A 12697-nucleotide genomic window follows, 5' to 3' on the forward strand; every position below is an offset into this window, starting at 1 on the left:
GCGGCGGATTCAACCGGTCGACGCAACAAGTTCGCTGAACATCTCAGCGGGCGTCTGGAAGCCAAGCGTCTTGCGCGGCCTCTCGTTCAATTGTCTCGCGATCGCGTTGAGCTGAAGCTGCGAGTCCCCCGAGATGTCAATGCCCTTCGGCATGTACTGCCTGAGCAGCCCATTCGTGTTCTCGTTGCTTCCACGCTGCCAAGGGCTTTGCGGATCACAGAAGTAGACCTGGATATCAGTGGCCATCGTGAATCGCTTGTGGCCATGCATTTCCGTACCTCGATCCCAAGTCAGTGATTTGTAGAGCTCCTGTGGCAACTTGCGAGCATTCTTGATGAGCGCGTCGACGACCGTCTGCGAGTCCTTGCCCTCCAGCTTCACCAACATCACATATCGCGATTGGCGCTCGACCAGCGTCGCGATCTGGCTGTTGGCGCTGCCGAAGACCAAGTCTCCTTCCCAGTGCCCAGGCACTGCACGATCCTCGATAGAGGCTGGGCGCTCGCTAATCGAGACGGCATCAACGATCTGCCCATGGATTGCCGTCTTCTGCGTGTAGTGGCGAGAGCGCCGCATGCCACGCGTACGTCTCAGGTGCGCCAGCAGCTCTTTCTTTAAGGCGCCGCGCGCTTGAATGAACAGGCTGCGGTAAATGGTCTCGTGTGACACGTGCTGGCTCTCGTCGCATGGATAAGTATGCTTGAGCCAGCCGGCGATCTGCTCGGGTGACCACAGCAGTCGCAGCTTGCCGGCCACGATGCGCGCAAGGGCCCGATCCTGAGTCAGTTTGGAATGCTTCGGGCGATGTGCGCGATCCCATGCAGCGCTGTCGGCATAGCTGGCCCGATAACCGATGCGCCCGCCGTTGCGTTCGATCTCACGACTGACCGTGGATGGCGCTCGGCCAATCTGGGCGGCGATAGAGCGGATCGACTGGCCAAGCGCCAATCCGAGTGAAATCTCTTCCCGCTCAGCCAGCGTAAGTGCGAGCCGTGAACGGCGGCGATCTGGTGGGCGAATCCCACCGGTCTGCGCAATGACCCTGTGGATCGACGAGTGAGATCGGTCGAAGATCTTACCGATCTCATGCAACGTCCAGCCCTCCTTCCAGCGCGCCCACATCAGCGCCTTCTGGCTGTCCGAGTAGTAGATCCGCGGTCGCTGTTTCATGTCCAACACTCCTTCGGCCTGAGCGGCTCTTAGTGTGTTGCGTCGACCGGTTGAACCCGCCGTGGCGCAGCAGTCATCCAGCCTCGCGGGCAGCGGTTCACACCGTCAATTGGCAGTCGAATGACTGCTGCTCGAAGCTTCGAGCTGACGGTCTCGACCCGTTGCAGTCCATCACGGTGCTGGCCAGCGGCAGGTCTGCGGCGGTTCCAGTCGGTGGTAACCCAGTGCCCTCATGGTTGCAGAAATACAGCGGTCGTGACTGACATAGTGCTCAACAGCCGCCTTCTTCTGCGCCTGCGAATACTTTGGCTTTGAGCGTGCATAGCCCACTGGTAAATCGAAGCGTTGCTCGTATTCCCGGTACCAGCCCTTGAGCGCATTCTTGGTTGGGTAACCCAGCTGACGGATGGTTGCCCTGCCGCGTTTGCCGAGCTTGATGTAGAGCTCGACCGCTCGAATCCTGTCTTCGTACGAATACATGAACTATCTCCTGGTAGTCCAAGTTTTTGCCTGCATCCCCAGTCACACCTAGTCCGCAGACCCACAGGCATCCGATAACTTTTTCAAGAATTCGGGTTACTACGTAATTGTATTTCGATTGATCCAATTATTCTTCGATTACAAAGCTTGGTAAACAGCTCTTCGCAAGAGCGGTGGGGACAAAAAACTATGGCGCTTATCGCAGAACTGAAGAGTTTTTTGGGATCCGACGCAGTGCTCGGCAAAGGGAGCGATCTCGCCGGGTTTGTTGAAGACTGGCGCGGCCGCTACCGTGGTGCTGCGGCCTGCGTGGTAGTGCCTTCCAACACCGATCAAGTGGCCGCGATAGTGCGGGCCTGCCTGCACTTCGGCGTTCCAGTTCTGCCTCAGGGCGGCAACACCAGCCTGTGCGGTGGCGCGGTGCCGGCAGCGGCGGGTCCACCGCCGGTAATCGTCAATCTCTCGCGTATGCGCCGCATCCGATCTGTTGATGCCGTCAACAATTCCATCGAGGTCGAAGCCGGCTGCGTACTCGCATCCGTGCAGCAGGCCGCGGCCAAAGCCGGGCGCCTGTACGCGGTGAGCCTCGGCGCCGAGGGCTCCTGCCAGATCGGCGGCAACATTGCCACCAACGCGGGCGGCACCGGCGTGTTGCGCTACGGGAACACACGCGACAATGTGCTCGGGCTTGAGGTCGTTCTGCCCGACGGCAATGTTTGGAATGGTCTGTACCGACTGCGCAAGAACAACACCGGTCTGGACCTGAAGCACCTGTTCATCGGCTCCGAAGGGACGATGGGCATCATCACCGCCGCTACCCTCAAGTTGCACCCTTTGCCCACTACGCACGCCGTGGCTTGGATTGCGGTCGCCAATCCAGCCGCGGCGCTCGAGGTGCTGGGGCTGTACCAGTCGGCCTGCAGCGCCTGGCTTTCGGCCTTCGAGATGATCAATGCCAGTCAGTTGCAGATCGTGCTGGACTATGTGCCGGGCAGGCGCGCTCCCCTTCCACCCAGCTACCAATGGCATGTACTCGTCGAACTGTCCGGCACCGGCAACGAACAAGCATTGACCGAAGTGATGCAAATGGTGCTCGAACAGGGCAGCGAGCGCGGGCTCATCGACAACGCGGTGCTCGCCTCCAGCGGCTCGCAGCGCGCGGCCATGTGGGAAGTGCGGCACAGCGTTTCCGAAGGCAACAAGAAGGCGGGCGTGAGCCTCACCAGCGACAGCGCGGTGCCAGTTTCCGCTGTCCCAGAATTCATCGAACGCGCGACCACGGCTGTCCACGCGATCGCCCCCGGCCTGTCAATCAACCTGGTCGCCCACCTGGGCGACGGCAACGTCCACTTCATCCCGTTCTTCACCCACGCGCAGTGGGGCGTGTTGGCCGATCGTGAAGTTCTCGGCGCCCGCATCAAACATGCGGTCAATGAAGTCGCCCACGCATTGGGCGGCACCTTCAGCGCCGAACACGGTATAGGCCAGACCCTCACTGCCGAAATGGCGCAATTCAAGTCGGCGATCGAGCTGTCGATGATGCGTGGCATCAAGCAGCTGTTCGATCCGGCCAACCTTTTCAACCCCAGCCGGCTGCTGCCGGTTTCAACCCAGGAGCCGTCATGACCGACACAGTCAAGAACCCCTCGCGCCGCAACGCGCTCAAAATCGCCGCCACCGGCGTGACGACCCTGGCCGCGCCGGCCGTGCTGCAGTTCGCGCGCGCGCAGTCCAAGCGCATCGTGGTGCGCGACGACGGCGGCATCTACACCCAGGCCTACAGCGAGTGCTTTTACAAGCCCTTCACGCAGAAGACCGGAATCGAGGTCATCAGCGTGCAGGCCAATGCCGAGCCGATCGCGCAGATCAAGTCCATGGTGGACACGAAGAATTACACCTGGGACATGGCGAAGATCACCCAGCCCGCTATTTTGCTACTGACCGAAGGCTCCAAGGTATACCTGGAGAAACACGGGCTGGAGAACGACCCCAACGTCCGGACCATTCCCAAGCACTTCATGTCGCCCTACGGCGTGGGCACCAACGTTTACAGCACCGTATTGGCCTACCGCACCGACGCTTTCAAGGGCCGCAAGGCGCCCAGTTCCTGGGCCGACCTCTTCAACGTGAAAGACTTTCCTGGCCGCCGCTCCCTGCGCAAACACCCGTTCGACACGATCGAGGAATCGCTGATGGCCTCGGGCGTGCCGACTTCGTCGCTTTACCCGCTGAACGTGGACCGTGCTCTGCAGAATCTAGACAAGATCAAACCCAACGTGGACGTGTGGTGGAACTCCGGAGCGCAGGCCACGCAGCTGCTCGCTTCCGGCGAAGTCGACATGATCGCCACCTGGGTTTCGCGCCCCCAGAAGGCGATCCTTGAGGGCGCCCCTGTCGCCATCGTTTGGAACCAGAACCTCTGGGGTGTGGACAGCTGGTCCATCTTGGCCGGCACACCGAATGCCGATGCCTGCCGCGAGTTCATCAAGTTCGCTTCCGACGTCAAGCGCATGGCCCAGCAAGGCGACCACTACCCCGCTGGAGTGACGCAGCCCGAAGCTTTCAAGTACATGAAGGCTGAGGTCATTAAGCACTCGCCCACCCACCCGGACAACATCAGAAGCGGCGTACAGATCGACGCCAAGTACTGGCTTGACAACCAAGCCGCCGTGACTGAGCGCTTCAACGGCTGGGTCCTGAAATAAGCGGCCCCTCACCCAAGAAGAGGAACCTCCATGCCGCCTTACAAGCTCAAGATCTCAGGCCTTTCCAAGCGCTACGGTGACTTCGTCGCCTTGGCGCCCACCGACCTGGAGGTCGCCACGGGCGAATTCCTCACCCTTCTCGGGCCCTCGGGTTCGGGCAAGACGACGCTGCTCGGCCTGATTGCCGGTCTGTCCGTTCCGGACGGCGGCCAACTGCTGATTAACGGCGTCGACGTGACTTATGGTGCGCCCTACGACCGCGACATCGGCATGGTGTTTCAGAACTACGCGTTGTTTCCCCACATGACGATTGAGGACAACATCGCCTTCCCGCTGAAGATGCGCAAGGTGGACAGTGCTACCGCGCGCAAGCGCGCGCACGAGGCACTGGAGCTTGTACACCTGCCGCATGTCGCCACGCGCTTTCCGAAGGAGCTTTCGGGCGGTCAGCAGCAGCGCATTGCGCTGGCGCGCTGCCTGGTCTATCGACCTTCCATCATCCTGATGGACGAGCCGCTGGGGGCGCTGGACAAGAAGCTGCGCGACCAGATGCAGTTGGAGATCAAGCGCATCCACCGCGAGCTGGGAACCACCATCATCTACGTAACCCACGACCAGGAAGAGGCGATGACGATGTCAGACCGCATCTGCCTGATGAATGGCGGCAAGATCGAACAACTCGGCACGCCCTCGGATTTGTACTTCCGTCCCCGCACGCTTTTCGTCGCCGATTTCCTTGGCGAATCCAACCTGTTCGCGGGCACAGTCACCGCAACCGAGGGCGACAGCGTCGAGATCGACCTGGGCCAGGCAGGGACGCGAACCAGCGCCAAGAGCAACGGTACCCGTTTCGAGGTGGGCAACAAGGTGCGTGTGATGGTGCGACCGCAGAACCTCTCGCTCGATGGCGCCACCAACGGCTTGGGCAATGGCGTTGGCGGCAAGGTGCTGGACAGTATGATCACCGGCAGCCTGACCAAGCTCTATGTCGCTTCGCCAGCAGCCGGCCCCGATCCCATCGTCGTCTCCTTTCCCACGGCATGGCCTTCCAACCGCTATGCCCTTGGTCAGGAAGTCACGCTGCAATGGCAGACCGCCGATGCGGTCGCTGTCCCCGCATAAGCGATGAGCAGCGTTGCCTCCCCCCCTCGTCTCTGGGTACGGCCTATTCTTTTAGGCGCTCCCCTGGTCCTGCTATTCGTGGTGCTACTGGTCTACCCGGTGGGCCAGCTGCTGCTGTTGAGCATCTACAGCGACGGTGATTTCACGCTGAACAAGTACCAGCAGCTGTTCGCCTCATCCGTCTACGTCCACGTGATGCTGATAACGCTGAAGATCTCACTCTGGACCACGGTTCTCGCAGTGATCGGCGGCTACCCCGTCGCCTACTTGATCTCGTCGTTGTCCAAGGAGAAGAAGTCCGCATGGATCTTCTGGGTGCTGTTGTCGTTCTGGACCAGTTTCCTGGTGCGCGCCTTTGCTTGGATCGTGATGTTGGGACGCAATGGCGTTGTCAACCAGCTGCTGACGGTCACCGGCGTGCAGGAGACGCCCTCGAACCTGATGTACAGCATGGGGGCGGTGCTCGTCGGCATGGTGCATGCGCTGATGCCATTGGCGGTACTGACGATGCTGTCGGTAATGGAGAACATCGACCGCAGCCTGCCGCGCGCGGCGCTGACGCTGGGCGCACGGCCTGGAACGGCGTTCTGGCGGGTCTACTTTCCGCTGTCTATGCCCGGCGTCGCGGCCGGCGCGATCATGGTCTTCGTCACCGCAGTCGGCTTCTTCATCGTGCCTGCGCTGCTCGGCGGGCGCAAGGAGATCATGATCACGCAACTGATCATCGAGCAGGTGCAGCAGCTGCTGAACTGGGGCTTCGCCGGCGCAATCTCGGTGCTGCTGCTGATCGTGGTGCTGGCGGTGTTTGGCCTCTACGACAAGATGCTTGGCTTGTCGACTATGACGGGGGCTTCGTCACACGGCAACCGGAAGGCGAGCGCGAGCAACGGTATCCTGCACCGCGCAGGGGACGCCATCCTGGACGCGCTGGGCACCGTCACCGACCAACTGCTGGCGCTGTGGCCGCGTGGGCGGCGCGCGCCGCAGCCGGGCCTGGGGCTGCCGCTGCGGGCGCTCGTGCTGCTGATACTGTTCTTCCTCAGCGTACCCGCGCTGCTGATGATCCCCCTGTCCTTCGCCGATAAGTCCGGCCTGAACTGGCCGCCTGCGGGCTTCACGCTGCGCCACTATGAGGCGCTGGCCGCGTCGCCGTTGTGGACGCAGGCCGCCCTGCGCTCGCTCATTGTCGGCTTCGGAGCCGCCGTGTGCGCGATGCTGATCGGAACGCCCGCTGCATTTCTGCTCGTTCGTTCCAATCTGCGCGGCAAGTCGCTGATGCTGGCTTTTGTGCTGTCACCGATCATCATCCCGCGCATGATCATCGCCGTCGGGATGTTCTATTTCTTCTCTAAGGTGGGACTGGTCGGCACATCCTTCGGCCTCATGCTGGGCCACACCGTCATCGCAGTGCCATATGTAGTGATGACGATGATGGCTGTGCTGCGTAACTACGACACGCGACTGGACGCCGCCGCCCAGAGCCTGGGGGCACGGCCTTGGCAGACGCTGCGCTACGTCACGTTCCCGATCCTCATGGCGGGACTCATGTCGTCCTTCCTGTTCGCTTTCGCGACCTCTTTCGACGAACTTACGATCGCGCTGTTCGCTTCCGGCGGCATGAGCTCTACGCTGCCCAAACAGTTCTGGGATGAAGTGACGCTCCAGATCTCGCCCGTTATCGCGGCGGTTTCCACCTGCCTGTTCGTCTTCATCGCGGCCCTGATCTGGATCGCGGACGGGCTGCGCCGGCTCAGCATCGCGCGCTAAGCGTCGACCTGTTATTTACTTCCACAAAGGAAATCTCATGAACGCATCACGCCTGCGAGGCATTTTCCCCGCGATTCCTACGCCGGTGAACGCGGACGACTCTATTAATGTGCCGGCCACTAAGGCACTGATGGCCTACCTGCTCAAGCAGGGCGTGGATGGGATTGTGCCGCTGGGAGGCACCGGCGAATACGGCGCCCTGGCGCGCGAAGAGCGTGTGAAAATGGCAGCCCTGTGCGTCGAAGCGGCGGCCGGCAAGGTGCCCGTTATTCCCGGCGTGCTCGATCCCGGGTTCCATGATGCGATGCAGTCGGGCCAAGCCCTGGCCAGCATCGGCGCCGACGCGTTAATGGTGCTGACGCCCTACTACACCACGCCCACCCAGGCCGGCATCCGCGACTACTTTATGCGCTATGCCGACGCCTCGCCGGTGCCGATCATGATCTACGAAATTCCCTACCGCACCCGCGTCGCGATCGCGCCCGAGGTGCTGCACGAGCTCTCGCGACACGAGCGCATTATCGGCATGAAGGCCTGTAACACAGACATGTACCACTTCCTGAAGGTCATGGACGGCGTGTCCGATTCCTTTGCAGTCTTCAGCGGCGAGGATACGCTGTTCCCGCTGCACGTTGCCGCTGGCGCCAGAGGCGGGATTGTCGTTACTGCGAGCCTGATCCCGCGTACCTGGCGCGCCATCTACGACGAGGCCTCCTGCGGCCAGGTTGCCAAAGCGATCGAGATGCACCGTCAACTGATCCCGTTACTGAACATGACCTTCGCTGAGACGAACCCCGGGCCGATTAAGTCGGTGATGGACCTGATTGGTGTAGATGCGCCGCTGGTGCTGGACCCGCTGGTGGCACCGGCGGCCGAGCTGCAGACCCGACTGCGCGGCGAAGTAACACGCTGCCTGCAGACCGAGGCAGCCTTCGCGACCTGAGCCGAGGAATGCCACCACTGGCAGAGCAATATCCTCTCCAGAGTCCTGCTGTCCACGGCCGACGCGTTGGCGAAGCAGCGCCATGCGTGGAGGGCATCATGTTGTTCGCCCACGGCGGGCAACAGGTGGAAAATGCCTCCGGTCTGCTGGAGGTGCTGCCTTCCGTGCAGGATACGGCGGACGCCAGTTTTGACGTCTTCGTGAGCAGGCGCGCCAAGGCAGCGCCGTCGACAAGGGGCGTGCCGTGCGCGCCGAGGCCATGGTGCTGAGCCTTGGATGTCAACGCAACCCATCCTTGGCGAATCTGTAGAGTGTCACTGAAGTCTAAAGTCTAAAGCCGCTGCGCGGACAAGTTTTAGATCAGCCTCTGCTCGCGGCACCCGCCGGCATCAACGCTGGACGCTGAAGGCCTTTCGTTCGACCGGCACGATAGAATGCAGCGCCTATGAAACCAGCTAAGACCGTGACCGAGAAAGCCGCCATCGAGCGCCCTACTCGGTCGTCGCTTTTCGTTGGATCGACCGAGAAAGCCTTCAAAGTGCTGGAGGCCTTCAATGGCCCGAGTCGGCGTATGTCCATGGCGGAGATAGCACGCGCTGCTGAGCTCGACCGCAGCGCAACGCAACGGCTGGTCTACACGATGGAAAAGCTGGGGTACCTGCGGCGCTTGCCCGAATCTCTGCTTTACGGCTTGACCTCCAAAGTGCTGCAGCTGTCGTACAACTACTTGCGCGCCAATGAACTGATCGACAAGGCCTCACCCTTTCTGCTGGATATTAGCCACACGCTGCGCGAAACCACCAACCTGCAAGAACTGGATGGCCACGAGATTGTCTTCCTGGCCCGCTTCCCAGGGCGGCACCTGGTGAAAGATTTGGCGGTAGGCAGCCGCCTGCCGGCCATGTTCACAGCTTCTGGCTGCGCTATCCTGTCGCGCTTCAGCGAAGCCGAACGCGTCGAGGTGTTGAAGCAAACGCCGCTGGTGCCAATCACGCCCTTCACCGAAACTGATCCCGGCAAGCTGCTGGAGCGCATCCGTGTGGCGTCTGAAAAGGGCTATGCGATCGTCGCCAATCAAACTGTGTTGGGAGACATCTCGGTTGCAGCGCCCATCACCGACCATCGCGGCATGGCCGTCGCAGCTATCAACATCTCGGTGCCCACCACGCGCTGGACCCTGGCAACTGCAGAGGCCAAGCTTGCCTCGCACGTGCAGGTGGCGGCGGCGTCAATCTCGCAGTTGAAGCCGGTGAACTTCGGAGTGAAGTAAGGACCCGTGATTGGATCCTACGTTGTAGCGCTTCTTCCGACAGCGTTGTTGTCGCCGTCCGACAATTGACCTCTGGGGATGCGGACAAAAACTTGGACTACCAGGAGGTAGTTCATGTATTCCTACGAAGACAGAGTCCGAGCCGTTGAGCTCTTCATCAAGCTGGGCAAACGCGTCAGGCCAACCATCCGTCAGCTGGGTTACCCAACCAAGAATTCCTTGAAGGGCTGGTTCCGTGAGTACGAGCAACGTCTCGATTTGCCAATGGGCTATGCAGGCCGGGAACCCAAGTTCTCGCAGGCTCAGAAGGAGGCGGCTGTCGAACACTATCTCACTCACGACCGATGCATCGCTGCCACTATGAGGGCATTGGGCTCTCCATGTCGAGGGACGTTGACCGTATGGATTCGAGAGGCCCTACCTGAGACAAGAAGAGCTGTCGTTGGCAGTCTGGGCCAACGAAGGTATTCCGAGACTTTGAAGCAAGCGGCAGTCCTGGAGCTTTGCACTCGGCAGGAAAGTGCGCAGGCTGTGGCCGATAAATTAGGCGTGTGTCGACCGACCTTGTACAACTGGAAGAACCAACTTCTGGGACATGAGGCACCCGCATCCATGAAACACACGAACCAATCCCAGCCAGAGCGAGAGCGGGAGGAGCTCGAGAGCCAACTTGCCTCGCTGCGGCTCGAGGTCCGGCAACTGCGGCTCGAACAGGACCTCTTGAACAAGGCCAATGAACTGTTAAAAAAAGGCCTGGGCGTCGATCTGCAACTCCTGTCCAACCGGGAGAAGACACTGCTGATTGACGCCCTCACGGAGCACTATGGCCTGCCAGAGCTCCTTGCCCAGTTGAGTCTTGCACGTAGCTCGTACTTCTACCATCGGGCTCGTATGGCGGTGGGCGACAAGTACCTCTCGGTGCGGCAATCCATCACCGACATCTTTGAGTCGAACCATCGCTGCTACGGCTAACGCCAGCCGAACTCGAAGGCATCTTCCAGCAGTTCAAGAAGTCGGTTCTTGAGCGCGCCCTGGGCGCCGAGATGAGTCACCACCTGGGCTACGCGCCCGGCCAGGCCAAGCCCGAAGGGGCTGCCCCCAATCACCGCAACGGCAAGAGCGCCAAGACCGTGCTGACCGACGTCGGCGCCTTGCGCATCGACGTTCCCCGCGACCGCGAGGGCTCGTTCGAGCCGCAGCTCATTGGCAAGCATGAGCGCCGCTTCACCGGCTTTGACGACAAGATCATCGCCATGTACGCACGCGGCATGACGGTGCGCGAGATCCAGGGCTTCCTGACCGAGATGTACTCGGTCGATGTCTCGCCCGATCTCATCAGCAGCGTCACCGACGCGGTGATGAGCGAGGTCACTGCCTGGCAGACGCGCCCGCTTGAGCCCATGTACCCCGTCGTGTTCTTCGACGCGCTGCGGGTCAAGATCCGCGAGGACGCTGTCGTTCGCTCCAAGGCCGTGTACCTGGCTCTGGGCGTACTGCCCGATGGCAGCCGTGACATCCTGGGAATCTGGATCGAGAACACCGAAGGTGCCAAGTTCTGGATGAAGGTGTTCAACGATCTGAAGACGCGCGGAGTCCATGACATCCTGATCGCCGTGACCGATGGCAGAAACCACTGCCCGGCCTGTGGTTCACTCCGATCGTGGTGGCCACTACCGCTGGCCAGGCTGGCTATCCAGAATGAGTAATGCGAACCTCACTCGCTCGATGTCTCGCAAGGCATGCTCTCCTGACAACGCCGCTTGCGAGGGCTTCTTCGGTCGGTTGAAGAACGAGCTGTTCTATCCTCGGGACTGGAAGAGCACCACCGTTGAACAATTCATCGCAGTAGTTGATTCCTACATCCGCTGGTACAACGAGAAGCGGATCAAGATATCCCTTGGCTCTCTCAGTCCCATCGAATACCGGGAGAGCCTTGGGCTTGCGGCATAAAACCAGTCCAAGTTTTTATCCGCACCCCCGTTCTCCAAAACTGAAGGACGGCAGCCAGCGGCGGGTTCAACCGGTCGACGCAACACACTAAGAGCCGCTCAGGCCGAAGGAGTGTTGGACATGAAACAGCGACCGCGGATCTACTACTCGGACAGCCAGAAGGCGCTGATGTGGGCGCGCTGGAAGGAGGGCTGGACGTTGCATGAGATCGGTAAGATCTTCGACCGATCTCACTCGTCGATCCACAGGGTCATTGCGCAGACCGGTGGGATTCGCCCACCAGATCGCCGCCGTTCACGGCTCGCACTTACGCTGGCTGAGCGGGAAGAGATTTCACTCGGATTGGCGCTTGGCCAGTCGATCCGCTCTATCGCCGCCCAGATTGGCCGAGCGCCATCCACGGTCAGTCGTGAGATCGAACGCAACGGCGGGCGCATCGGTTATCGGGCCAGCTATGCCGACAGCGCTGCATGGGATCGCGCACATCGCCCGAAGCATTCCAAACTGACTCAGGATCGGGCCCTTGCGCGCATCGTGGCCGGCAAGCTGCGACTGCTGTGGTCACCCGAGCAGATCGCCGGCTGGCTCAAGCATACTTATCCATGCGACGAGAGCCAGCACGTGTCACACGAGACCATTTACCGCAGCCTGTTCATTCAAGCGCGCGGCGCCTTAAAGAAAGAGCTGCTGGCGCACCTGAGACGTACGCGTGGCATGCGGCGCTCTCGCCACTACACGCAGAAGACGGCAATCCATGGGCAGATCGTTGATGCCGTCTCGATTAGCGAGCGCCCAGCCTCTATCGAGGATCGTGCAGTGCCTGGGCACTGGGAAGGAGACTTGGTCTTCGGCAGCGCCAACAGCCAGATCGCGACGCTGGTCGAGCGCCAATCGCGATATGTGATGTTGGTGAAGCTGGAGGGCAAGGACTCGCAGACGGTCGTCGACGCGCTCATCAAGAATGCTCGCAAGTTGCCACAGGAGCTCTACAAATCACTGACTTGGGATCGAGGTACGGAAATGCATGGCCACAAGCGATTCACGATGGCCACTGATATCCAGGTCTACTTCTGTGATCCGCAAAGCCCTTGGCAGCGTGGAAGCAACGAGAACACGAATGGGCTGCTCAGGCAGTACATGCCGAAGGGCATTGACATCTCGGGGGACTCGCAGCTTCAGCTCAACGCGATCGCGAGACAATTGAACGAGAGGCCGCGCAAGACGCTTGGCTTCCAGACGCCCGCTGAGATGTTCAGCGAACTTGTTGCGTCGACCGGTTGAATCCGCCGC

Annotated in this window: 9 protein-coding genes and 4 pseudogenes; 11 read left to right on the plus strand and 2 right to left on the minus strand. The window is 60.8% G+C overall.

What is annotated here, in order from left to right:
* Window positions 1-9 precede the first annotated feature (9 nt).
* Together B2J86_RS17725 and B2J86_RS17730 are read right to left on the minus strand one after the other, a co-directional pair.
* A complete protein-coding gene (locus B2J86_RS17725) occupies window positions 10-1170 on the minus strand; it encodes an IS30 family transposase (RefSeq protein ID WP_173024929.1) in 1161 nt (386 codons plus the stop codon).
* A 216-nt stretch (window positions 1171-1386) separates the two neighbouring features.
* Window positions 1387-1650, minus strand: a pseudogene (locus tag B2J86_RS17730) (IS3 family transposase); the annotation flags it as partial.
* A 189-nt stretch (window positions 1651-1839) separates the two neighbouring features.
* Here B2J86_RS17730 and B2J86_RS17735 point away from each other — a divergent pair.
* From B2J86_RS17735 to B2J86_RS17785, 11 genes and pseudogenes are all read left to right on the plus strand, one after another.
* Window positions 1840-3276 (plus strand): FAD-binding oxidoreductase, encoded by a 1437-nt coding sequence (locus B2J86_RS17735; RefSeq protein WP_173026273.1) that lies wholly within the window; start codon window positions 1840-1842, stop codon window positions 3274-3276.
* The gene (locus B2J86_RS17740) at window positions 3273-4355 is read left to right on the plus strand and encodes an ABC transporter substrate-binding protein (RefSeq protein ID WP_173026274.1); all 1083 of its coding nucleotides are present in this window, start codon (window positions 3273-3275) and stop codon (window positions 4353-4355) included. The genes B2J86_RS17735 and B2J86_RS17740 overlap by 4 nt, the downstream gene beginning before the upstream one ends.
* A 30-nt stretch (window positions 4356-4385) precedes the next feature.
* The gene (locus B2J86_RS17745; protein WP_173026275.1) at window positions 4386-5477 is read left to right on the plus strand and encodes an ABC transporter ATP-binding protein; all 1092 of its coding nucleotides are present in this window, start codon (window positions 4386-4388) and stop codon (window positions 5475-5477) included.
* 3 nt (window positions 5478-5480) lie between these two features.
* On the plus strand, window positions 5481-7244 hold the full coding sequence (locus tag B2J86_RS17750) for an ABC transporter permease subunit (RefSeq protein WP_173026276.1): 1764 nt from the start codon (window positions 5481-5483) through the stop codon (window positions 7242-7244).
* A gap of 37 nt (window positions 7245-7281) precedes the next feature.
* On the plus strand, window positions 7282-8187 hold the full coding sequence (gene dapA / locus B2J86_RS17755) for a 4-hydroxy-tetrahydrodipicolinate synthase (protein ID WP_173026277.1): 906 nt from the start codon (window positions 7282-7284) through the stop codon (window positions 8185-8187).
* Window positions 8188-8285: 98 nt separating this feature from the next.
* A complete protein-coding gene (locus tag B2J86_RS17760) occupies window positions 8286-8456 on the plus strand; it encodes a hypothetical protein (protein ID WP_173026278.1) in 171 nt (56 codons plus the stop codon).
* Between the two features lie 176 nt (window positions 8457-8632).
* A complete protein-coding gene (locus B2J86_RS17765) occupies window positions 8633-9457 on the plus strand; it encodes an IclR family transcriptional regulator C-terminal domain-containing protein (RefSeq protein ID WP_173026279.1) in 825 nt (274 codons plus the stop codon).
* Between the two features lie 114 nt (window positions 9458-9571).
* Window positions 9572-10426: pseudogene (locus B2J86_RS17770) on the plus strand (transposase); the annotation flags it as partial.
* Window positions 10417-11097: pseudogene (locus B2J86_RS17775) on the plus strand (IS256 family transposase); the annotation flags it as partial. The pseudogenes B2J86_RS17770 and B2J86_RS17775, both read left to right, overlap by 10 nt.
* A 1-nt stretch (window position 11098) precedes the next feature.
* A pseudogene (locus B2J86_RS17780) lies at window positions 11099-11407 on the plus strand (transposase); the annotation flags it as partial.
* Between the two features lie 120 nt (window positions 11408-11527).
* Window positions 11528-12688: an IS30 family transposase gene (locus tag B2J86_RS17785; RefSeq protein ID WP_173024929.1), complete on the plus strand. Its 1161-nt coding sequence runs from the start codon at window positions 11528-11530 to the stop codon at window positions 12686-12688.
* Window positions 12689-12697: the final 9 nt, after the last annotated feature.

Source organism: Acidovorax sp. SRB_14 (assembly GCF_012932145.1).
Classification (GTDB): domain Bacteria; phylum Pseudomonadota; class Gammaproteobacteria; order Burkholderiales; family Burkholderiaceae_C; genus Simplicispira.

What these genes read in the sequence shown, in the direction of transcription:
- B2J86_RS17735 (WP_173026273.1), top strand. Translation starts at nt 1,840, where the DNA reads ATGGCGCTTATCGCAGAACTGAAGAGTTTTTTGGGATCCGACGCAGTG.
- B2J86_RS17760 (WP_173026278.1), top strand. Translation starts at nt 8,286, where the DNA reads ATGTTGTTCGCCCACGGCGGGCAACAGGTGGAAAATGCCTCCGGTCTG.
- B2J86_RS17745 (WP_173026275.1), top strand. Translation starts at nt 4,386, where the DNA reads ATGCCGCCTTACAAGCTCAAGATCTCAGGCCTTTCCAAGCGCTACGGT.
- B2J86_RS17725 (WP_173024929.1), bottom strand. Translation starts at nt 1,170, where the DNA reads ATGAAACAGCGACCGCGGATCTACTACTCGGACAGCCAGAAGGCGCTG.
- dapA (WP_173026277.1), top strand. Translation starts at nt 7,282, where the DNA reads ATGAACGCATCACGCCTGCGAGGCATTTTCCCCGCGATTCCTACGCCG.
- B2J86_RS17785 (WP_173024929.1), top strand. Translation starts at nt 11,528, where the DNA reads ATGAAACAGCGACCGCGGATCTACTACTCGGACAGCCAGAAGGCGCTG.
- B2J86_RS17750 (WP_173026276.1), top strand. Translation starts at nt 5,481, where the DNA reads ATGAGCAGCGTTGCCTCCCCCCCTCGTCTCTGGGTACGGCCTATTCTT.
- B2J86_RS17765 (WP_173026279.1), top strand. Translation starts at nt 8,633, where the DNA reads ATGAAACCAGCTAAGACCGTGACCGAGAAAGCCGCCATCGAGCGCCCT.
- B2J86_RS17740 (WP_173026274.1), top strand. Translation starts at nt 3,273, where the DNA reads ATGACCGACACAGTCAAGAACCCCTCGCGCCGCAACGCGCTCAAAATC.